Source organism: Actinomyces sp. SKVG-SVH-4(1) (assembly GCF_048514265.1).
GTDB lineage: Bacteria > Actinomycetota > Actinomycetes > Actinomycetales > Actinomycetaceae > Actinomyces > Actinomyces oris.
This window is the reverse complement of record NZ_JBGEVE010000012.1, coordinates 44,570-65,756: the sequence shown is the minus strand read 5'-3', so window position 1 is coordinate 65,756 and position 21,187 is coordinate 44,570. Positions and strand designations below refer to the sequence as shown.

Here is a 21,187-nt window from a genome sequence, read left to right as displayed (position 1 = left end):
GCCGATTGCCGAGGATGGAGACACGCGACCCCGGGGCCGGCGACAACGCCGACGCACGAGCCCAGCGCAGAGGCGCCCACGGCTGCCAGCACTGTGGATGCTACTCAACTGGAGACTTCAACTGCGACCTGTTCGTGATCTTTTGAAATCTCGGTGCCCGATATCCGGGCAGGACTCCCCCTTGCCATTCATCCGATGACATGGCTTCTCGACTGTCTACAACGGCGGCGCCACACGGGAGAAAAGTCCTGGTAAGGGCCACATCGGGGCGAGCCCGAAAACGTCAATGAGTGACAAGGATCACGGCGCCACTGGGGGTGTGATCCACTCGCCCAGGGCGCGCGGCGAGACCTTTCCGTGACCCACAGGTGGCCCAACGGCGTTTAACCGCGCGGTCGTAGGGTAGGTCGCGAGATCGTGCCCTTAACCCTCGATCCCGAGGCACAAGGTACGACAGCGACGACGGGGCCGGCAGTGGGGCCGGCGGCATCTACGTGCGCACGCCCTCCACGGCCTTGAGGGCTCGACGGCGCTCGCGACGGGCGGCCTGCACGGCCGGATCGGGCACGGGCACAGCCATGACCAGGCGCCGGGTGTAGTCCTCGCGTGGGCGGGCGAGTACCTGCTCCGTGGGCCCGGACTCCACGACACGGCCTCCGCTGAGCACAACGGTGCGCGCAGCGATGGAGTCGATGACGGCCAGGTCATGGGAGACGAACAGGCAGGCAAACCCCAGCTCGGCCTGCAGGGCGCGCAGCAGGTCCAGGACCACGGCCTGCACGGAGACGTCCAGGGCGCTGGTGGGTTCGTCGGCGATGACCAGGCGCGGGTCCAGGGCCAGGGCGCGGGCGATCGCCACCCGCTGGCGCTGGCCACCGCTCATCTCGTGGGGGTAGCGTTCGGCCATGGCGGCCGGCAGGCGCACCGCCTCCAGCAGCTCGCGCACGCGCGCCCGCCTGGCCGGGGAGTCGAAGCCGCCGTGAATGAGCATGGGCTCGGCGATCGAGGCCCCCACGGTGCGCCGCGGATTGAGGGAGGAGGCCGGGTTCTGGTAGACGACGCCCGTCGAACGGCGCACGGGCAGCAGGTCGCGGCGCCGGGCCCCGGCCACCTCGACGCCGTCAACGCGCACACTGCCCGAGGCGATGGGCACCAGTCCCGTGAGGGTCCCGGCGATGGTCGACTTGCCCGATCCGGACTCGCCCACCAGGCCCAGGACCTCGCCCGGCGCGATCGTCAGTGAGGCGTCGTGCAAGGCGTGGACCGTGCGGCGCCCGTTGCGGTACACGACGTTCAGTCCCTCAACGGCGACGACGGGCTCGGCCGTTGCCTTGGCCGGCGCCTCGGACTCGCGGGCGACCGCGGCGAAGGGGTCCTCCTGGCGCAGGGAGTCCAGACGGGGCACGGCGGCGAGCAGCTCGCGGGTGTACTCGTGCCTGGGCTTGCGGAAGATCTCGCGCACGGCGGCGCGCTCGACGATGCGTCCGTGGCGCATGACGGCGACGTCGTCGGCCACATCAGCGACGACAGCCATGTCGTGGGTGATGAGGAGGACCGCCACGCCCTCGTCCCGGGTCAGGGAGCGCAACAGGTCGAGGATCCCCGCCTGGACGGTGACGTCGAGCGCGGTGGTGGGCTCGTCGGCGATGAGGACCGGCGGGTCGCAGGCCATGGCCAGGGCGATGCAGGCGCGCTGCAGCTGGCCGCCGGACAGCTGGTGGGGGTAGGAGCGGGCGATGCGCTCGAGCACTTCACCATCGGCACGGTCAGCACCGTCGGCGCTGTCGGCACTGTCCTTCCCGCCCGTACCGCCGCCCAGCCCCACTCGGGCGAGCAGCTCACGCACCCGGGCGTCGACCTCGGCGCGGCTGAGCCGACCCGACCGGCCTGACCGACCTGACCCTCCGGGTCGGCCGGGTCGCCGTCGGCCCCCGCCACCGGCCTGGGAGCCGGCCTCCGGTCCGGCGCTCGCGTGAGGCCGTCGGAAGGCACCGGGGTGGGCTCGCACGGCCTCCCCGATCTGGAAGGCGATGGTCTCCAGCGGGTCCAGGGCCGTGGTCGGCTCCTGGAAGATGGTGCCGATGAGCCGTCCACGCACGTCATCGAGCACTGGGCGGGAGGCCCCCACGAGCTCGACGGCGTCGGCGGTCCCGGACTCGCCGCCGTCCCGGACGGCCTCACGGATCAGGCCGGGGTCGATGACACGCGCCGAGCCGGTGACGGTGGCGGTGGGAGGAAGCAGACCCAGGGCGCCCAGGGCGGTCACCGACTTCCCGGAGCCGGACTCTCCCACGAGGGCCTGGACGCGGCCGGGCCGCAGGTCCAGGTCGATCCCGGTGGAGGCGGGAGCGTCAGAACCGGCAAAGGTGACACCGAAGCCGCGCAGGCGCAGCACCGCGTCGTCGGCACCCGGTACTTCGGGGGACTGCACGTGGGCGCCCCGGGTCCGCCGTCTCATGAGGCACTCACTCCGATCACCTGGTAGCTGGGGTAGGCGGGGTAGGACTCGACGAAGAACCCGGCCACACCTGAGCCGTGCAGGAAGGAGTTGCGCCGGTAGGCCAGAGGCACCACGGGCGCCTCCTCGGCGATTTTGCGGTCCAGGGCCGCCCACTGGGCCTGCGCGGCCTTGGCATCGAGGTTGGCCTGGGCCTGGGCGATGGCGGCGTCGACCTCCGCGTTGGAGTAGCGGGCGAAGTTGACGCCGCCCGAGCCGATCTCCGAGGAGGCGAACAGGGGCTGGATGTTGGCGTTGGCGGAGGGGTAGTCCGGGTTCCAGTTGGAGATGGCCAGGTCGTAGGTGGAGCCATCGCCCTTGGTGGCGCGCTCGGTGAAGGTGTCGGGCTCGACAGGCTCAATGGTGACCTTCAGGCCCACCTCCTTGAGAGACTGTCCCACGGCCTCGGCCATCGCCTTGGAGGCGGCGCCGTTATCGGTGAGCAGGACCAGGTCCGGCACGTTCTTACCGGTCAGGAGCTCCTTGGCCTTGGCGGAGTCGTGGGGGTAGAGGTCGTAGTTCTGGCGGCCGGGGATTCCCGGGGTGATGTAGGTGGAGGCGGCCTGGGCACCGAGCTCCCCACCCAGGGCGGCGACGACGGCGGCCTTGTCGACCGCGTGGGCGATGGCCTTGCGCACGTTGAGGTCGCTGACGCGCTGGACGTTGATGGCCAGGAAGGCCAGCGGCCCGCCTTCGGGACTGGTGGCCAGGCGGGACTTGGCGCTCTCGTTGGCCGAGACCTGGGCGAGCTGGGCTGCCGAGACGCGGTCGGCACCGAAGGCATTGCGGTCGTCACCGGAGTCGGCGATGAGCCGCTGGGCGGAGGTGGTCTCGTCCTGGCCGAGCGAGAAGGTGAAGGTGTCGGGCAGGGCCAGGCGGATGCTGTCGGTGTCCTTGGACCAGTGCGGGTTGCGCTTGAGCGTGATGGATGAGCCCTGCTTGTACTGGTCGATCTGGTAGGGCCCCGAGGCGATGGGGGCGTGGGAGTAGGTGGCGGGGTCGTCGCCCTCGGGCACCGGCGAGAAGGCCGGCTGGGCAACGATCCAGGGCCAGTCACCGAAGGCACGCACCAGGTGGAAGACGATAGTGGACTCGTCGGGGGTCTCGATCGAGCTCAGGTGAGCACCGGAGTACGGGCCCTGGTATCCCTCGGCGCCAGCCAGGAGCGACTTGTGGTAGCCCAGGCCCCCGGAGAGGGCCGGCGCGAAGGAACGCTCGACACCATGCTTGATGTGGGCCGAGGTGATGGCCGAGCCGTCAGAGAGCTTGAGGCCCTTCTTGAGGGTGAAGGTCCAGGTCCGGCCGTCGTCGGAGGCCTTGCCGGTGTCGGTGGCCAGGTCCGGGGCGAGCTCGACGGGCTTGCCGGGCTCCAGCTTCCAGGTGGTCAGACGCCGGTGGACCAGGCCGAGGGAGGTCATGGGCATCGACTGGCTCTTAGCAGGATCCCAGCCGACGTCGGAGGCCGAGGTCAGGACGGTGAGGTTGCCGCCGGCCTTGGCACTGGCCGAGGCACCTGACGACGAGCGTGAGTTGGCCCCGCAGGCGGCCAGGGTCAGCGCAGTCAGGGCGGTCATGCCGGAACCGGTCAGGAAGGCGCGGCGTGAGGCGATGAGGGTGCGGTGGGGGTGAGACATGGGTGTCCTTCCTGTGCTGCGGTCGGCCCGTAGTGGGTCGCCGGTCGGGGTCCCGACGCCGTCGGCGCCGGAAGACTGGTGGGGATGGGGTGGTCGGCCGTTCAGAGGCGGGGGTCGATGAGGGTGGCGACGGCGTCGGCCACAAGGTTGGCGACGACGACGAAGGCGGCGGCAACCAGCGTGACCCCCATGACGACGGGGACATCGGATGTGCCGACGGCGTCCATGAGGAGGGCACCCAGGCCCTGCATGGAGAAGACACGTTCGGTGATGACCGCGCCGCCCAGCAGGCCACCCAGGTCGAGCGCGAAGTAGGTGATGACCGGCAGGGAGATGTTGCGCATCACGTGGCGGCCGACGACTCGGCGCTCGGGCAGGCCAACGGCGCGCGCGGTGCGCACGTAGTCCTCGCCGAGGTTCTCCAGCATCTCGCCACGCACCATGCGGGCGTAGACGGCGGCGGAGATGAGCGCGAGAACGCACCACGGCAGGATGAGGTGCCAGGCCCAGTCCAAGGGGCTTTCGGCGAGGGGGACGTAGCCGGAGACCGGCACCATGTCGAGTGTGAAGCCGAACAGGAGGATGCCCAGCAGTCCCACGAGATAGGCGGGTGAGGAGATGCCCAGGACCGTCCCGGTCATGATGGTGCGGTCCAGGCGCGAGCCACGCCTGAGGGCGGAGATGACGCCGGCACCCACACCGATGGCCAGCCACAGGACGGCGGCGCCCACGGCGATCGAGGCGGTCACGGGCAGCCGGGTGGCCACAAGCTCGCTGACCGGCGTCGACAGGCGGAAAGAGTAGCCCAGGCAGGGGGAGGCACAGGCGATGGCGCCGGCACCCTCCCCGAAGGTCCGCCCCACGACAATGCCCTGGAGGTAGTGCCAGAACTGGGTGTACCAGGGCAGGTCGTATCCCATGAAGGCGCGGGCGCGCTCGAGGTTCTCCGGGGTGCAGGGCTTGCCGCAGGCCAAGGTGGCTGGGTCGGAGGGCCACAGGGAGAAGATGGCGAAGGTGATGAAGACGATGATGACGAGGGTCGCCAACGTGCGGACGAGCCTGAGGCCGAGGAAGTGCAGGCGGTTCATCGGTGCTCACCGGTCCTGGGGTCGAGGGCGTCGCGCAGGCCGTCGCCGAAGAGGTTGAAGGCCAGGGTCACGAGGAACAGGGCGGCGCCGGGGAAGACGAGGTACCAGGGGTCGGTGGCGACCCAGGTGATGGCTGAGCCGATGGAGCGGCCCCAGGACGGTGTCGGCGGGGGCACGCCCACCCCGAGGAATGACAGGGCGGCCTCGGCGGTGATCTTGCCGGGGATGGAGATGGTGGTGAGCACGATGATGGTGGCCACGAGGTTGGGCAAGACCTGGGTGGTCATGATGTGCAGGCCGCCTGCGCCCATGGCACGTGAGGCGCCCACGAAGGTTCGGGCGCGCACTGCCATCGTCCGCGAGCGCAGGACGCGGGCGGTCGAGGGCCAACCGAGGATCCCGATGATGAGGATCATGACCGGTACGCGCGGGGCGGTGGCGGGGATGATCGCGGAGATGGCGATCATGAAGACCAGGTGGGGGAAGCCGAGGGTGATATCGGTCAGACGCGAGACGATGGCGTCCCACCAGCCGCCGAGGTAGCCGGCACTCAGCCCCAGGCTGATGGCGATGAGCATCGACAGGGCGGTGGCGCCCATACCGATGGAGAAGGAGGTGCGGGTTCCCTCCACGACGACTGCGAACAGGTCTCGCCCCGTCTGGGGCTCGACGCCGAAGGGGTGAGCGGCGCTGATGCCCCCGAATCGTCCGGCGGGGACACCGGAGGGCGCGAGCAGGTCGAGGTGGTACGTGTAGGGGTCCACGCCGAGGGCCCGGGTGATCCAGGGAGCGAGGAGGGCCACGAGGGTGATCGCGATGACGACGGCGCCTCCGGCCAGGGCCCAGCGGTCGGTGGCCAGGCGGCGCCAGACCTGGTGGGAGCCGCCGGGGCGCTCATGGAAGGCGCGGTCGGCGGCGGGCGCCGCGGCACCTGAAGCAGAGGCCTCAGCAGCAGCAGCTGCGGCGTCGGCAGAATCAGCGGTCTCGAGGGGACTGGTAGCGCTGATGGAGACAGGGGTGTCCTGGGTGGACGAGTGCACGGGGGCACCTCACAGGTGTTAGGAGCAGGCGCTCAACGAATGGGACGTGGGCTGTCGTCAGCGACAGCAACAGCTCCACATTCGCTTGGCCATGATGTTCTCCTGAGAGGCACCGGAAAATGACGAGGAGACAATAGCAGGAAGTCTGAGGAATCAGGAAAGTCGTCTCGGTCACCCAGAACAACGCATCGGCGTACGGCCGGTCATGTTCTATAAGTTCTACAGCCGGGCGGTGCGCGCGGGGTCGAGGCTCAGGGTGACGCGCGCACCGGGAGCGTGGGGGCCCTGGGCCAGAGCGATGGCGCGGGCCGACCCACGATCGGCCGCCGCATCAGCCCCGGCGCCGGCGCGACCGGCTGCCCCGTCCGACCCCACCAGCCCGGCGAGCTCCTCGGGGTCGAGCTCGACCTCGGCCTCCCACTGGCCGCGCCGCAGCCGCGTGGCCAGCACCGTGGCCGGCAGCGTCTGCGCTGTCGCCTGTCTCTCCTGTGCCTCCGTCCACGCGGACCCGCCCCGCTCCCCGGGTTCCCCTGGCTCCCCCGCCACGGCCTCCGCCACGCGCAGCGCGCCGGGCGCGAGGGCGAGGTCGCCGACGACGTCGAAGCCCAGGAACCGCGCCACCTTGCTGCTTCCGGGGTCGGCCCACAGGCGCTGGGGGGTGTCCAGGCGCAGGAGGCGGCCGGCCTCCATGACGCCAACCCGGTCGGCCACGGTCATGGCCTCGTCCTGGTCGTGGGTGACGTAGAGCGCCGTCGTGCCGCCCCGACGCAGGATGGAGCGCACATCGGTGGCCAGCTGCTCGCGCAGGGCCCGGTCCAGGGCGGACAGCGGCTCGTCTAGCAGCAGGAGCCTCGGCGCCGGTGCGAGCGCCCGGGCCAGGGCCACCCGCTGGGCCTGCCCGCCGGACAGGGTCGTCACGCGCCGCCGCTCGAATCCGGGCAGGCCGACGAGCGCGAGCATCTCGCGCACGCGCTCGCCCCGTTGGGCGCGCGGCAGGTCGGTGAGCCCGTAGGCGATGTTGCTGCCGACGTCGCGGTGCTCGAAGAGCTGGCCGTCCTGGAACATGAGGCCGAAGCCGCGCTTGTGGACGGGCACGCGCACCATGCTCCGCTCGTCCCAGGCGACCTCGCCGGCGGCCACGTCCTCCAGGCCGGCCACCGCGCGCAGCAGGGAGGACTTGCCTGAGCCCGACGCCCCCAGGAGGGCGACGACCTCCCCGGCGGCCACCTCCAGGTCGACGCCGTCGACGGCGCGCAGGTCCCCGTAGGTCACGGCGAGCCCGCGCACGGACAGGCCCGCAGAAGCACTGGCGTTACTGGCAGTCGGGCTCATGGCCGCTCGCCTCCGTCCGTCCTGGGCCCGCGCGACCGGGCCGTCTCGTTGTTCTCGCCCGCCGTACCCGCCGTGTCCGCCGCGGGCCGGCGGGTCTCCGCGGACGTTCCGCGCTCCGGGACCGGCTGATGCGCCGCCCTGCCGGACCTCGACGTCGCACCCGCGCTCCGGCCCCGCCCGGGGACGAGCCGGGTCTGGAGCCACTCGCAGCCGAGCATGACGACGGCGCTGCCCACCGCTAGGACCACGCCCCCGGCCAGCGCCATCCCCTGGTTCTGGGAGCCGGGGCTGCCGATGAGCCGGTAGACGACCACCGGCAGGGTCGGCTCCTGGGGACGGGCCAGGAACGACGTCGCCCCGAACTCCCCCAGCGACGTCGCCAGGGCGAAGCCGGCCGCCAGTCCGCCGGCGCGCAGCAGCTGGGGCCCGTCCACGGTCGCCAGCACCCGGCCGGGTCCGGCCCCCAGGGCGGCCGCCGCCTCGCGCTGACGCGGGTCGATGGCGCGCAGCGCCGGCAGCAGGGTGCGCACCACGAGCGGCACGGCCACGACGGCCTGCGCCAGCGGCAGGATCCACCAGGAGCGGGTCAGGGCCAGCGGCGGGCGCGCCAGGGTGATGAGGAAGCCGAAGCCGACCGTCACGGCGGAGACGCCCAGCGGCAGCATGAAGGCGGCGTCGAGCCCGGTGATGACCCGGGCCAGTGCCCGGCTGCGGGGGCGGCGCGAGACGACCAGGCATACCACCACCCCCAGGGTCAGGGCGATGGCCGCGGCCGCCACGGCCACGCTCACCGAGTTCGCGGCCGCCTCCCACACGGTCACGAGCAGGGCGCTGCGCCCGCCGGTCGAGCCCAGGTCGGTGTAGTTGGCCAGCGTCCAGGCGCCGTCGCGCTGCAGGGAACGCGCCAGCAGCACCGCCATCGGCGCCACCAGCAGCCCCCCGACCGTGGCGGCGGTGAGCGCGAGCGCGGGGGTGTCGGCGGCGCGCAGCCGTGGGGCGGGCACCTCGGTGCGCAGGCGCAGGCGCGTCTGGGTGGCGGCGCGCGCCCGCTCAGCCACCCATAGGGCCAGGGCGATGACGCCGAGCTGAACCACGGACAGGACGGCGGCGCCCCGCAGGTCGAGGTACTGGGTGGTCAGCCGGTAGATCTCGGTCTCGATGGTGCCGATCCCCACCCCGCCGAGCACAAGCACCACCCCGTAGGCGGTGGCGCAGAACAGGAAGGTCAGGGAGGCGGCTGAGGCGATGGCGGGGGCCAGCGCGGGCAGGGTGACGGTGGCGAAGGCCCGCATCGGCGAGGCCCCCAGCGCCCGGGCGGCCTCCACGGCGCGCGGGTCGAGGCGCGACCACATGGTGCCCACGGTGCGCACCACGAGTCCGTAGTTGAAGAAGGCCAGTGCGGCCACGACCGCGGTCAGGGTCCCGTCCAGGTCCAGGGCCTCCAGGGGCCCGCCGCGGGTGACCAGGGCGTGGAAGGCGACGCCGACGACGACGCTGGGCAGCACGAAGGGCACGGTCACCACCCCGCGCAGCAGGTCGCGGCCGGGGAAGGCGCGTCGGTAGAGGACGAGGGCGCCGGGGATGCCGAGGGCCACGCACACGGCGGTGCCCAGTACCGCCTGGATGAGGGTCTGCGTGAGGATCCGCCAGGTGCGCTCGCGGGCCAGGACCTCGCCGAAGCCGCTCAGGTCCAGGGCGCCGTCGGGGGCGAGGCCGCGGCCCATGAGTGTGGCCACGGGCCAGGCGAAGAAGACCGCCAGGAAGGCCAGCGGGCCGACGACGGCCAGGGTCCAGCCGGCCCGCTCGCCCCAACCGGGCCGGGGGCCGCCGGTGCGCCGGGCAGCAGCAGCGCCACCTCCGGCCGGCCGGACTGCCGTCCCCGACGCCACCCCCGGCGCCGACGCCGCTCCCACCGACGGGGAGGCTCCGGCGGCGGGCCGGACCGGACCGCCTCCCGAGACCTCTGCTGAGCCCTGCACCCCGGCCACCGTCCGAGCCCGGCGGGGCGTCCCGGCGGGCTCAGCGTTCCGGGAGGCTCCGGCGTCGGCTCGCGCGGCGGCGTCGGCCCCTGGCGTCTCCTCGCCCGGCGCGTTCACTTGCCGACGGCCTCGGTCCAGGTGTTGAGCCACTCCTCGCGGTGGGTGGTGATCTCCTTGGGCTCGACCTTCACCGGCGACTTCGACAGCGGCCCAAACTTCGTGAGGGCCTCGGGCAGGGCGGCGTCGGGCAGGACCGGGTACATGTACATCTGTCCGGGGATGTCCTCCTGGACGGCCTTGGAGAGCATCCACGTCACGAAGGCCTTGCCACCCTCGGGGTTGGCGGCGCCCTTGAGGACCCCGGCGTACTCGACCTGGCGGAAGGCGGTGTCCAGCAGGGCGGAGGTGGAGCTGGAGCTCTTGTCCTTGGAGACCGTGAAGGAGGGCGAGGAGGCGTAGGACACGACGATGGGGTAGGTGCCCTTGCCGCTGCCGGAGAAGTCGGTCTCGTAGGCGGCGCTCCAGTCCTCGGCGATTCGGGCGCCGTTGGCCATGAGCTGCTTCCAGTATCCGGCGAAGGAGCCGGCGCCGAAGTGGCCGATGGTGGCCAGCAGCCAGGCCATGCCGGGCGAGGAGTTCGTGGGGTTGATGGCCACGAGCAGGCCCTTGTACTCGGGCTTGGTGAGGTCCTCGAAGGTGGCGGGGGGCGTCAGGCCCTTGCCGGTGAAGTAGCCGGTGTCGATGTTGAGGCAGACGTCACCGACGTCGATGGGCGCCAGGGCCGGGGTGTCGGCGACGACGTAGCTCTCGGCGCCCTTGGGGAGGGTGACGGTGGCGGAGGTGTCGATGACGCCCTGGTCGAGGGCGCGGGTGGCGTAGGTGTTGTCGATGCCGAAGACGGCGTCGCCCAGGGGCGCATCCTTGGTCAGGACGAGCTTGTTGACCAGGGCGCCGGCGTCCCCGGAGGTGGCGATCTTGAGGGTGTAGCCGGTCTCGGAGGTGAAGGCCTTCTGGAGGTCCTCCGAGACGTGGAAGGAGTCGTGGGTGACGACGGTGACGGTCTTGGAGTCGGCCTGGGAGCCGGCCTTCTTGCCCTTGCCGCAGGCGGCCAGGCTCAGGCCGACGGCGCCGGCGGCGGTTCCGGCGAGCAGGGCCCGGCGGCTGAGGGCCGGGCGGGGCCGGCCCGAACGGGGGTTGGACTGGATGCTCATGTGTGCCTCCTGGATGGTTCTCCGGAGGGCCCGGCGACCACCTGCGGCGCGCCGGGGAGATGGTCTCGACTTCCTTCGCCGGTACTAACCGGAGCAGGTTCGAGGGTCTGCGGGCTTCCGCACTCTCAGCGCCATCGGCGGCGGCCCGTCGACCAGTGGCGGCCGGGCCGACGACGGGGCGCTCCCCTGTCGTTGCAGGTCAACTGTAGTTCGAGGGCGCCCGCTGACACCAACTCCATCCGGCCCGCGCGGCGCACCCGAGCTGTGCCGCGGCCCCCGCACGTTCACCTTCCCGCACCATCGCCTTCCCGCGCGATCGTAGGGTAATCCGCGAGGTCGTACCTTGAACCCTCGACAGCGCGACCTACGGTACGACTGCGCAGGTCCGACGGCGGTGCCCGGCCGGTCCGACCACCTCCCCCCAGGGAGGAGTCGGGGCACACGCCGTCGTCCGTAGGGTGGAGGGCCGGCTCCCACGAATCGTCCCAACGACGCTCACACCCACCGGCAGCCGCCTCCTAACCTGCTCATATGAGCGCAAGGCGGCACCAGCCTGCCCCGGTTCTATGATGAGCGCCGCCCCATCAGCACCCACCGTCCCGCGCCATGCCGGGAAGGCCCGCCTTCCCCGCATCCAGGACAAACCCACCCCCTGCACCACGAGAGGAAGCCGCCCCATGAGCACCCCCTGGTTCCTCCCCGCTCCGCTGGTCGACGTCGCCGCCCTGGCGCTGTGGTGGGGGCTCCTCAGGCTCTCGCGGCGCCGCGACAACCGCCGGCTTCGCAACGGACTCCTGTTCCTGCTCCTGGTCGGCGCGACGGTGAGAGCACTGCTCCACCTGGCCTCCCTCATCCCCGTCCTCACGATCCCAGTGGGTCTGGGCAGTGTCGCCTTCTTCCTGCTCATCGCCCTCATGCCGTTCCTGCTCATGTTCAACGGCGTCGTCCTCATCCGCCGCGAGGGCCGGCGCCTGAGCAACCTGCTGTGCCTGGCGGCCGGCCTGGGACTCATCGCCACGCCGATGGCCGCGGTCGCCCTCGTGGCCACCGCCAACCCCTGGGCCCTGCTGGTTGCCGCGCTCATGTTCTGCGCCTGCGCCTACCTGGGCGTCTTCCTTCTCATCTTCCTGGGCCAGACGGTGGTGCAGCGGATCTGGGGCGGGCGTCGGGCCATGCCGCACCCCGACGTCGTCGTGGTCCATGGCGCCGGGCTCATCGACGGGAAGGTCGGGCCGCTGCTGGGCTCGCGGATCAAGGGAGGCATCGAGGCCTGGCGCGATGAGGAGGCCCTGCGCCCCGGGGTGCCGCTGCTGGTCATGAGCGGCGGGCAGGGCGCTGACGAGCCGGTCAGCGAGGCGCGCGCCATGGCCGACTATGCGATCACCCGCGGCGTCCCGCCTGAGCGGATCCTCCTGGAGGACCGCTCGACGACGACCCGCACGAACATCTCCTACACGCGCGACCTGCTGGCCGAGCGCGGCATGGTCGACCCGCAGGTGCTGCTGGTGACGAGCTCCTTCCACGCGGTGCGCACCGCGATCCTGGCCTCCGACATGGGGGTGCCGTGGGCGGTCGCGCCGGCGCGCACGGCCTGGTTCTACATCGTCAACGCCTGGCTGCGTGAGTACGTCGCCGTGCTGACCTACCGGCGCCGCTCGGCCCTGGCCTGCGCCGCAGTCGCCGGGGTCTTCGCCGTCCTGTACGCACTGCTGGCCCTCGGCGCGCAGACGGGGCTCATCGGCTGAGTGAGACGGCCTCCCTCACCCATGAGTTTCAGAACGATTGTTCTTGACTGATTGTTCCAGAATGTCTATTCTGGATTCATGGGACGACGACGTACCTTCATCGAGAGCGAGGTCATCGGCTCCGCCACGGCGGTCTTCGCCGAGCGCGGTTTCGCGGGAGCCTCTGTGGACGATCTGGTTCGTGCCACCGGCGTCAATCGCGCCAGCCTCTACGGGGTCTTCGGCTCCAAGGACGGGCTCTTCCAGCGCTGCCTCACTGGGGCACTGGCTGCTCTGAGTCCTGCGGCCACCCCCAGAGATTCCGCCGACGCCGCAGGGGCGGGACGCGAGGAGCTCGACCTGATCCTTGTGGCACTCATGGAGATCGCCCCCGGGGACCCGGCCGTGCGCGAGGCCCTCGAGATCGCTTTGAACCGGGCGGGCATCACCGCCGAGGCGCTCGGCCGGCGACTGCTGGTGCGGGCCGGCGCCACGACGTCGGGCTCGGCCGCATCAGCCCCGACGGCATCGACCTCACCGCCGACATAGCCCACCCCGCCCCCGCGCTCACTAGCCAGACCACCAGCTCACTTCCACCCAACCGACCTGCCCGCGAGAGGAGCAGACATCATGAGCCGCAACACCGTCACCATCACCGATACCTCCCTGAGCGTTGAGCCGCACGGGCTGGACAAGATGTGGTCCTACACCTCCCGACTGGAGTTCCCGCTCGCGCACGTACGCGGCGCCACGCACGACCCCGGTCTGCGTCACGAGCCCAAGGGCTGGCGCGGGCCCGGCCTGCAGGCCGGCAGCAAGCTCTCCGGGACCTTCCACGCCGAGGGCACCGCGCAGTTCTGGAACATCTCCGGTTACGAGAACACCCTGGTCGTCACCCTGGAGGACGAGCGCTTCACGCACCTCTACCTCACGGTCGACGACCCCGCAGGCTTGGCCGCACAGATCAACGCCGCCATCCGCCCAGCCCAGGCGTGAACCCAGACCTGAGCCGCCGCCTCACCCAGGCAGCGGCTCAGCACCACACACCACGACACCCATCACTCTCCCGCGCGTTCGGGGGTCAGGGCACCGCTTCGAGCCCTGACCCCCGAACGCGCGGCGCACAGTACGAACGCCCGGGCCCGGCGGTTGGCGCCACGCGGGCGGGCACTGGCTGCGCCGTCGGCCCGGGAGGTACCACACACTCCAACACCCTCACATACGAAGGGGGAGGCCACCTCCAGCCAACTGGCTCAACCAGATTGCTTCAGCCCCACCTTCTTTGAGGACCTCCAGGTTCGCCAGCAGGCGACTCCGACCAACAGAACCAGCGGCCCAATGACTCCCGCCGCGGAGCCGGCGTTCGTCCACATCGCCACCAAGGGCAGCGGCACGAGGAGTAGCACGGCACCGACAGCCGCGGCGAAGGACTTTGAGTGAAGCGCCATCAATGCACAGGCAATGACGGCAACAGAAGCCAGTGACAAGACTCTTCCCGAACCCGACCAGTTAACGGCAACAAAGAGCACTGCGAAAACAATGACAATGACATACGTCAGTAGGGCACTCACACTACTGTGCTCTCGCAGCATTCATGCACCCCCATCAAGCAAGCGCGGCGCCTACTCTTCAGCAGACGAGCCCACCAGCAGGCACCCCCTGGAAATCCTGACTGTTCAAGACGAATCGAGAGACTTCCAACACCTCATGAAAGAAGGTAACAGGGCGAACTGACGAGTACAAGGCGCCTGCCACTCATTTTTCTGGGAACCACTGAGGCTCTCCCTGAAACGTCTTAACAATCCAATGCATTGATGCCATCCGCCCTGCTCGTTCAAGCGCCTGGCGCCACGAGAATCCCCTCCCACCCGGGCCCGCCGGTTGGCGCCACGCGGGCGGGCACTGGCTGCGCCGTCGGCCCGGGTACGGCATGATCGGGACGGAACGGACCGACTCCGTCGGCCCCACCACCAAGCAGGCAGGTACCCACGACACCGCCCGGCCCGGGCGCAAGGAGGACTCATGAGCGCACAGGACCCCGCCGAGATTGACCAGACCACCGACTTCATGTGGAAGGCGACCGCGGCCGTGGCCACGCTGGCCTCGGGGTTCGTGGCTGAGAAGGTCGTGGCGCTCGGCTGGCGAGCCATCTCCGGCAAGCCGGCCCCGCGCGAGGAGGACCAGCTCCTCAACTACAAGCTGGCTGAGATCGTCACCTTCGCCATCATCTCCGGGGCCACCGTCACCCTGGTACGTGAGCTCGGACTGCGCCAGGCCGCCAAGTGGTACAGCGCCCGCCGCCCCGACTCCCCCTACGCGCAGCGCGCCATCAGCGCCTGAGGACTCCATCGGTGCCGGCCCCAGTGCGGGGTCGGCACGCTTTTTTGCGGTCCCGTGTCACGATTGGCGACTTTTCCCGCCCGACCACCGTTCACGAGGGACCTCCACACACTCGGCACCACGGTGTCCGCGCAGGTCAGAGCCAGTCTCCGAGGATCCGGCTTAGCTCGCGGCCACCGGCCGCGCCTTGAAAAGTCGCCAATCGTGACACTTTTTCCTCTGCCGCGCCTCACCTGCCTCTTCCAGCTCCCCGCCGACCCACAGGTAGGCTGAAGGGAAGCGCCAACGGTGTGCCGCGCAGGCGACCCTCCGGGGCGCCACCGGCCACCTCCCAGCGCTTCCGCCTTTGCCTTCGGAGACCTGAGGAAACCCGCCCCGATGAGTGCCGTGCAGATCGCCTGTCTCGTTATCGTCGTCATTGCCACGACGATCGGTATCGCAGTTTTCGCACGCGCCTGTTGCACTATTGGCGCCCGCATGGCCGTGGGCCGCGCAACCGCACCGGAGCGCCTGCGCCCGGTCGGCCGGCGCCTGGCGCTCACGCTGGGGGCGCTCGTGGGCCACACCGCCTTCAAGGGCCGCCCCTTCATCAAGGCCGCCCACTGGCTGGTCATGGTCTCCTTCCCCCTGCTGTTCCTCACGCTCGTGGCCGGCTACGGGCAGGTGCTGGGCGGGCCCGACTTCGCGCTGCCTCTCATCGGCCACGCCGCCTGGTGGGCCTGGGTCGTCGAGATCATCGCCTGGCTGTCCACCTTCGGGATCGTGGGCCTGACCATCCTGCGCTGGCGCCTGACCCGGGCCGGCCGGGCCGCCCCGCCCTACGCCCCGGACTCCGACGGCGGTAAGCGCCCGCGCACCTCCCGCTTCGCCGGGTCGACGTCGGCCCAAGCGAAGTTCGTCGAGGCCACCATCATCGGCGTGGTCGCCTGCGTGCTGGCGCTGCGGATGCTGGAGCACGCCCACCTGGCCGCCTCCTCCGACCCGGCGCAGCGGGCCCTGGCCTCCTGGACGCACTTCCCCTTGACGGCCTGGACCGGCGCGCTGCTCGCCCCCGCGAGCGCCGGCGCCCTGGCCAACGCGATCCTCGTCGTCGCCACCATCAAGGTGGTGCTGTCGATGACGTGGTTCGTCGTCGTGGGCCTGCAGCCCTCGATGGGTGTGGCCTGGCACCGGTTCCTGGCGATCCTCAACGTCTACGCGCGCCGCGAGGTGGACGGCTCCAAGGCGCTGGGCCCGCTTCAGCCGCTCATGGTCGGCGACGAGCCCCTGACCGAGGCCACCATGGACACGCTGGAGGAGGCCATGGAGGCCGCCGACTCCGGCGAGGGCCCCGAGGTGCGCCTGGGCGTGGGCCGCATCGAGGACTTCACCTGGAAGGGCCTGCTGGACTTCTCCACCTGCACCGAGTGCGGCCGCTGCCAGGACCTGTGCCCGGCGTGGAACACCGGCAAGCCCTTGTCCCCCAAGCTGTTCGTCATGGCGCTGCGCGACCACCACTCGGCGGCCGCCCCCTACCTGCGGGCCGCGAGCGCCCTGGGGGTCGAGCCCGACGACGTCACCGAAGAGATGGTGGCCTCCCGCCCCACCTCCGGCGGGCTGGTCGGCAAGGCGCTGGGCATGCACGATGGGCTGGCGCGCGAGACGAACCTGGGCCTGGAGCCGGGTACCGCCCACACCGGCGACGTGCTCGGCGCGCTGCTGGCGGCCAAGGCGGCCCCCACCGAGACGGGTGTGGCCACGCGGCCGGCGCCCCTGGCCGGGGAGGTCATCCCCGCCGACGTCCTGTGGGCCTGCACCACCTGCGGGGCCTGCGTGGACCAGTGCCCGGTGGATATCGAGCACGTCGACCACGTCGTCGACGTGCGCCGCCAGCAGGTGCTCATGGAGTCGGCCTTCCCCAAGGAGCTCGGCGGCATGTTCCGCAAAATGGAGTCCAAGGGGAACCCGTGGGGGCTGCCGGCGCGCAAGCGCATGGACTGGGCCAAGAACCTGGACTTCGAGGTGCCGGTCATCGGCGACGACGTCGAGAGCGCCGCGGATGTCGACTACCTGTTCTGGGTGGGTTGCGCAGGCGCTTACGAGGACCGGGCCAAGAAGACGACACGGGCGGTGGCCGAGCTGCTGCACACCGCGGGGGTGAGCTTCGCGGTCCTCGGCGACGCCGAGACCTGCACCGGCGACCCAGCCCGGCGCGCCGGCAACGAGATCCTCTACCAGATGCTCGCCGCGCAGAACGTGGAGACCCTGGGTGAGGTCGGGGCGCAGCGGATCGTGGTGACCTGCGCGCACTGCTTCAACACGATCTCGCGGGAGTACCCGCAGATCGGGGGCCGCTACGAGGTCGTCCACTACACCCAGCTGCTGAACCGGCTCGTGCGCGAGGGTCGGCTGCGTCCGGCGCCGCCGCAGGCTGCGGGTGGTTCGACGACGCCCGACGCCCCCTCCGCCCTGGCCACGCCGGCACCCGCCACCGGGCAGGACGGCGACTCACCGACCGAGGACGCCCCGACATCGAGTGCCGAGGCCCCAGCGGCGCCGTCGGGCGAAGAGGAAGCCGGTAAGACAGCGGGCGAGCCGGTCATCCCGACGGTCACCTACCACGACGCCTGCTACCTGGGCCGCCACAACCAGGTCTACTCCCCGCCGCGCGAGCTGCTGGAGGCGACCGGCGCGACCACGGTGGAGATGCCGCGCAGCCGCGAGCGGGGCTTCTGCTGCGGCGGCGGCGGGGCGCGCGCCTTCATGGAGGAGACCATCGGGACGCGCATCGCCGTGGAGCGCTCGCGCGAGGCCATCGGCACTGGCGCGCAGGTCATCGCCACGGCCTGCCCCTTCTGCACCACGATGCTCTCCGACGGCGTCGCCTCCGAGGGCGCCGACGTGCGGGTCACGGACGTGGCCACCCTCATGCTGGAGGCCGTGCGCCGCGGCGGGGAGTAGGCGAAAGTCTGCCTCACCCCGTCGGCCCGGCCGGGGACATTCCCCTCCGGCCGGGGACATCCTGCGCGTGCGGGGACAGGATTCCGGCCCCCGCACGCGCGAACCGCACCCGGCCGGAGGAGAATGTCCCTGTCGATGAGAGGCACCGCGGCAACCGGCCTATGTCTCAGTCCCCCGACCGTGCGAAACGGCTCCGCACGCGTCGATGGTCCCCGGCCGGGGCAGGACGCACCCGCCGTTGGGATACCGGTGGACCATGCACCGCAGGACAGGCAGGACAATTCCCGCCATCGGGCTGACAGGGCCCGGCCGCCCGGGGGAGACTACGAGGTGCGCGGCCCCACTGCCGACCCCCGCACACGGGGCCGCCCGCGACACGACCGGCAGGACCGGCGGCGTCCCACCACGGCGCCTCCACTCGGGAGGACACCCCATGACCTTCACCTACACGCTCACCTGCACACTCAACACCACCACGGCCCTCCCACCTGTGGCCGGCAGTGAGGAGCAGCGCGCCTACTGGGTCACCCCCACCATCCTGGCGTGGCCGCTGTCGCTGCTGCCCCGGGGAATGGACCGCGAGGTCGTCGTCACCGACGCCGGTGACCCCCTTCCCGGCTCCGGCCTCGCCCTGCGTCTCATCACGGCGCCCGACGGCGGCGCCGCAGCCATCCACGGCCGGATCCTGGGCGCGGACGGCATGCCCGCCCCGACGGTCACGCCCCTGCGCATCGTCGGGAACCTGCCAGGTGAGGTCCTCGCCGCGCACCCCCACCTGGAGGGCTGCATCGCCCTGAGCGCGACCGACGCCACCGGCACCCCCCTGCTCGACGACGCTGCCGTCACCTCCGCTCTGACCGGCCAGGTTGCCATCGCCCAGTACGTCGGGCTCCCGGACCCCACCGAGGCCGCCGACATCAGTGGCGCCCGTCTCGACGCCTTCACCGGGGTGCAGACCGCCATCCTGCTGGACCATCTCTACGCTGAGGCCGCCACCCGCGCCGAGCTGGGCGTCACCTTCACCGGCGGCCGGCCCTCGTTCGCCCTGTGGGCACCCACCGCGCAGGCCGTCACCCTCCTGACCTGGGAGACCGGCGACCCGCTGGGATCGGTGCCGGAGGTCCCCGACCCGCCGCGACGCACCCCGGCGGTGCGCACCAGCGACGGCCGCTGGGTCGTCACCAACCACCCCGATTCCCCGGCCGACGCCGCCTCGAGCGCCCCCTCCGCCCCCATCACTGCCGGCTGCCAGTACCTGTGGGAGGTGCGGGTCTACGTGCCCTCCACTCGGCGCGTGGAGACCAACGTCGTCACCGACCCCTACTCGACGGCGCTGACAACGGACTCGACCCGCTCGGTCGCCGTCGACCTGGCCGACCCGCGCCTGGCCCCCGAGCAGTGGGCCACCACCCCGGCTCCGGCGGTCCGCAACGACTCGGCCCGCAGCATCTACGAGCTCCACCTGCGGGACTTCTCCGCCGCCGACGGCACCGTACCGCCCGAGCTGCGCGGCACCTACCGGGCCTTCACGGTGGCCGGCTCGGCCGGCGTGCGCCACCTGGCCGAGCTGGCCCGGGCCGGCATGAACACGATCCACCTGCTGCCCACCTTCGACATCGCCACCATCCCCGAGCACCGCGGCTCCCAGCGCCACCCCAACATCCCCGACGGCGCGCACCCGGCCTCGGCCGACCAGCAGGCGGCCATCGCGGAGGTGGCCGACCACGACGCCTACAACTGGGGCTACGACCCGCTCCACTGGGGCGCCCCCGAAGGCTCCTACGCGACCGAGGGCCACCAGGACGGCGGGGCGCGCGTCGTCGAGTTCCGCGAGATGGTGGGGGCCCTGCACGGCCTGGGCCTCCAGGTGGTCCTCGACCAGGTCTACAACCACACGGCCGCCTGCGGGCAGGACCCGCGCAGCGTCCTGGACCGGGTGGTACCGGGCTACTACCACCGTCTCGACGCCGTCGGGCGGGTGACGAGCTCGACCTGCTGCGCCAACACGGCCACCGAGAACGCCCTGTGCGCACGCCTCATGGTCGACTCGGTGGTGCGCTGGGCGCGCTGGTACCGGGTCGACGGCTTCCGCTTCGACCTCATGGGCCACCACCCGCGCGCCGTCATGGAGCAGGTGCGGACGGCCCTGGACGAGCTGACGCTGGAGGCCGACGGCGTCGATGGCCGCTCCATCTACCTCTACGGGGAGGGCTGGAACTTCGGGGAGGTCGCGGGCAACGCCCTGTTCGTGCAGGCCACCCAGGGCCAGCTAGACGGCACCGGGATCGGCGCCTTCAACGACCGCCTGCGCGACGCCGTCCACGGCGGGGGCGCCTTCGACCCCGACCACCGTGTCTTCCAGGGCTTCGGCACCGGCCTGCTCACGCAGCCCAGCGGCCTGGACCACCGCGGCTGGCACGAGCAGTCGGCGGACCTGGCCCACCGCACCGACCTGGTGCGGCTGGGCCTGGCGGGCAACCTCAAGGACTATGTCATGACGATCTCGGACGGGTCGGTGCGCCGCGGCATCGACCTCATCCACAACGGGGCGCCGGCGGCCTTCGCCTCCCACCCTCAGGAGAACGTCAACTACGTCGACGCCCACGACAACGAGACGCTCTACGACCTGCTGGCCTACAAGCTGCCCCAGGGCATGCCGGTGGCCGAGCGGGTGCGCATGAACACCGTGTGCCTGGCCACGGTGGCGCTGGCGCAGTCGCCGGCCTTCTGGTGCGCGGGCACCGAGCTGCTGCGCAGCAAGTCCCTGGACCGGGACTCCTACAACTCGGGGGACTGGTTCAACACCATCGACTTCACGGGGCAGTCCAACGGTTTCGGGCGGGGTCTGCCGCCGGCCAGCCGCAATGAGAGCTCCTGGGCTATCCAGGGGCCGCTGCTGCAGGACGACTGGCTGCGGCCGTCACCCGAGGAGATCGCGGCGGCCCGCTCCCAGGCCCTGGACCTGCTGCGGCTGCGCGCCTCGACACCGCTGTTCAGCCTGGGCTCGACCCGCCTCATCCAGGACAAGCTGAGCTTCCCGGGGGCGGGCTTCGGGGCGCCGGCGGGAGTGATCGTCATGCTCATCGACGACACCCGGGGCGGCAGCGACGTGGACCCCGAGCTCGACGCCGTCCTGGTGGTCTTCAACGCCTCGGGCCAGACGCTCACTCAGTCGCTGCCCGAGCTGGCGGGCCGGGACTTCCGCCTCTCCCCCATTCAGGCCGAGGGGGCCGATGAGGTGGTGCGCCGCACCGGCTTCGACCGTGCCAGCGGGACGATCTCAGTGCCGGCGCGCACCGTGGCCGTCCTGGTGCAGCCCCAGAGCCGCTGAGGCGGCGCGCTCGTTCGACTGAGGCTCCTCGACGAGGAAAACTGTCACGTTTGGCGACTATTCCTCGACCC

13 protein-coding genes and 1 riboswitch are annotated in these 21,187 nt (G+C 71.4%); of the genes, 6 read left to right on the top strand and 7 right to left on the bottom strand.

What is annotated here, in order from left to right; translation table 11 throughout:
* Nucleotides 1–490: 490 nt before the first annotated feature.
* The 7 genes from AB7V09_RS10275 to AB7V09_RS10245 form a co-directional block, all read right to left on the bottom strand.
* The gene (locus AB7V09_RS10275) at nt 491–2,458 is read right to left on the bottom strand and encodes an ATP-binding cassette domain-containing protein (protein ID WP_419143686.1); all 1,968 of its coding nucleotides are present in this window, start codon (nt 2,456–2,458) and stop codon (nt 491–493) included.
* Nucleotides 2,455–4,131 carry an ABC transporter substrate-binding protein gene (locus tag AB7V09_RS10270; RefSeq protein WP_419143685.1) on the bottom strand — a complete coding sequence of 559 codons (1,677 nt, stop codon included), beginning with the start codon at nt 4,129–4,131 and terminating at the stop codon, nt 2,455–2,457. The genes AB7V09_RS10275 and AB7V09_RS10270 overlap by 4 nt, the downstream gene beginning before the upstream one ends.
* Before the next feature lie 101 nt (nt 4,132–4,232).
* The gene (locus AB7V09_RS10265; protein ID WP_419143684.1) at nt 4,233–5,219 is read right to left on the bottom strand and encodes an ABC transporter permease; all 987 of its coding nucleotides are present in this window, start codon (nt 5,217–5,219) and stop codon (nt 4,233–4,235) included.
* A complete protein-coding gene (locus AB7V09_RS10260) occupies nt 5,216–6,259 on the bottom strand; it encodes an ABC transporter permease (protein WP_419143683.1) in 1,044 nt (347 codons plus the stop codon). Before AB7V09_RS10260 ends, AB7V09_RS10265 begins: the two co-directional genes overlap by 4 nt.
* Nucleotides 6,260–6,478: 219 nt before the next feature.
* Complete coding sequence (locus tag AB7V09_RS10255; protein WP_419143682.1) at nt 6,479–7,591, bottom strand: ABC transporter ATP-binding protein; 1,113 nt, start codon at nt 7,589–7,591, stop codon at nt 6,479–6,481.
* Nucleotides 7,588–9,687: an ABC transporter permease gene (locus AB7V09_RS10250; protein WP_419143681.1), complete on the bottom strand. Its 2,100-nt coding sequence runs from the start codon at nt 9,685–9,687 to the stop codon at nt 7,588–7,590. The genes AB7V09_RS10255 and AB7V09_RS10250 overlap by 4 nt, the downstream gene beginning before the upstream one ends.
* Nucleotides 9,684–10,781 carry a thiamine ABC transporter substrate-binding protein gene (locus AB7V09_RS10245; protein ID WP_009406898.1) on the bottom strand — a complete coding sequence of 366 codons (1,098 nt, stop codon included), beginning with the start codon at nt 10,779–10,781 and terminating at the stop codon, nt 9,684–9,686. The genes AB7V09_RS10250 and AB7V09_RS10245 overlap by 4 nt, the downstream gene beginning before the upstream one ends.
* 53 nt (nt 10,782–10,834) lie before the next feature.
* Nucleotides 10,835–10,979: riboswitch (TPP riboswitch) on the bottom strand.
* A gap of 479 nt (nt 10,980–11,458) precedes the next feature.
* On the opposite strand from AB7V09_RS10245, the gene AB7V09_RS10240 reads away from it, so the two are divergent.
* The 6 genes from AB7V09_RS10240 (at nt 11,459) to pulA (ending at nt 21,116) form a co-directional block, all read left to right on the top strand.
* Nucleotides 11,459–12,526 carry a YdcF family protein gene (locus AB7V09_RS10240; RefSeq protein WP_419143680.1) on the top strand — a complete coding sequence of 356 codons (1,068 nt, stop codon included), beginning with the start codon at nt 11,459–11,461 and terminating at the stop codon, nt 12,524–12,526.
* Nucleotides 12,527–12,604: 78 nt separating this feature from the next.
* A complete protein-coding gene (locus tag AB7V09_RS10235; protein ID WP_419143679.1) occupies nt 12,605–13,054 on the top strand; it encodes a TetR/AcrR family transcriptional regulator in 450 nt (149 codons plus the stop codon).
* Nucleotides 13,055–13,135: 81 nt separating this feature from the next.
* On the top strand, nt 13,136–13,501 hold the full coding sequence (locus AB7V09_RS10230; RefSeq protein ID WP_279015329.1) for a hypothetical protein: 366 nt from the start codon (nt 13,136–13,138) through the stop codon (nt 13,499–13,501).
* A 1,026-nt stretch (nt 13,502–14,527) separates the two neighbouring features.
* The gene (locus AB7V09_RS10225; protein ID WP_003788704.1) at nt 14,528–14,845 is read left to right on the top strand and encodes a DUF4235 domain-containing protein; all 318 of its coding nucleotides are present in this window, start codon (nt 14,528–14,530) and stop codon (nt 14,843–14,845) included.
* Nucleotides 14,846–15,223: 378 nt separating this feature from the next.
* Complete coding sequence (locus AB7V09_RS10220; RefSeq protein ID WP_419143678.1) at nt 15,224–17,785, top strand: heterodisulfide reductase-related iron-sulfur binding cluster; 2,562 nt, start codon at nt 15,224–15,226, stop codon at nt 17,783–17,785.
* A 433-nt stretch (nt 17,786–18,218) separates the two neighbouring features.
* Nucleotides 18,219–21,116 carry a pullulanase-type alpha-1,6-glucosidase gene (gene pulA, locus AB7V09_RS10215; protein ID WP_419143677.1) on the top strand — a complete coding sequence of 966 codons (2,898 nt, stop codon included), beginning with the start codon at nt 18,219–18,221 and terminating at the stop codon, nt 21,114–21,116.
* Nucleotides 21,117–21,187 lie beyond the last annotated feature (71 nt).

Excerpts from the sequence above, each read along its gene's own strand:
- AB7V09_RS10275 (WP_419143686.1), bottom strand. The coding sequence starts at position 2,458 with ATGAGACGGCGGACCCGGGGCGCCCACGTGCAGTCCCCCGAAGTACCG.
- AB7V09_RS10270 (WP_419143685.1), bottom strand. The coding sequence starts at position 4,131 with ATGTCTCACCCCCACCGCACCCTCATCGCCTCACGCCGCGCCTTCCTG.
- AB7V09_RS10265 (WP_419143684.1), bottom strand. The coding sequence starts at position 5,219 with ATGAACCGCCTGCACTTCCTCGGCCTCAGGCTCGTCCGCACGTTGGCG.
- AB7V09_RS10255 (WP_419143682.1), bottom strand. The coding sequence starts at position 7,591 with ATGAGCCCGACTGCCAGTAACGCCAGTGCTTCTGCGGGCCTGTCCGTG.
- AB7V09_RS10245 (WP_009406898.1), bottom strand. The coding sequence starts at position 10,781 with ATGAGCATCCAGTCCAACCCCCGTTCGGGCCGGCCCCGCCCGGCCCTC.
- AB7V09_RS10240 (WP_419143680.1), top strand. The coding sequence starts at position 11,459 with ATGAGCACCCCCTGGTTCCTCCCCGCTCCGCTGGTCGACGTCGCCGCC.
- AB7V09_RS10235 (WP_419143679.1), top strand. The coding sequence starts at position 12,605 with ATGGGACGACGACGTACCTTCATCGAGAGCGAGGTCATCGGCTCCGCC.
- AB7V09_RS10230 (WP_279015329.1), top strand. The coding sequence starts at position 13,136 with ATGAGCCGCAACACCGTCACCATCACCGATACCTCCCTGAGCGTTGAG.
- AB7V09_RS10225 (WP_003788704.1), top strand. The coding sequence starts at position 14,528 with ATGAGCGCACAGGACCCCGCCGAGATTGACCAGACCACCGACTTCATG.
- AB7V09_RS10220 (WP_419143678.1), top strand. The coding sequence starts at position 15,224 with ATGAGTGCCGTGCAGATCGCCTGTCTCGTTATCGTCGTCATTGCCACG.
- pulA (WP_419143677.1), top strand. The coding sequence starts at position 18,219 with ATGACCTTCACCTACACGCTCACCTGCACACTCAACACCACCACGGCC.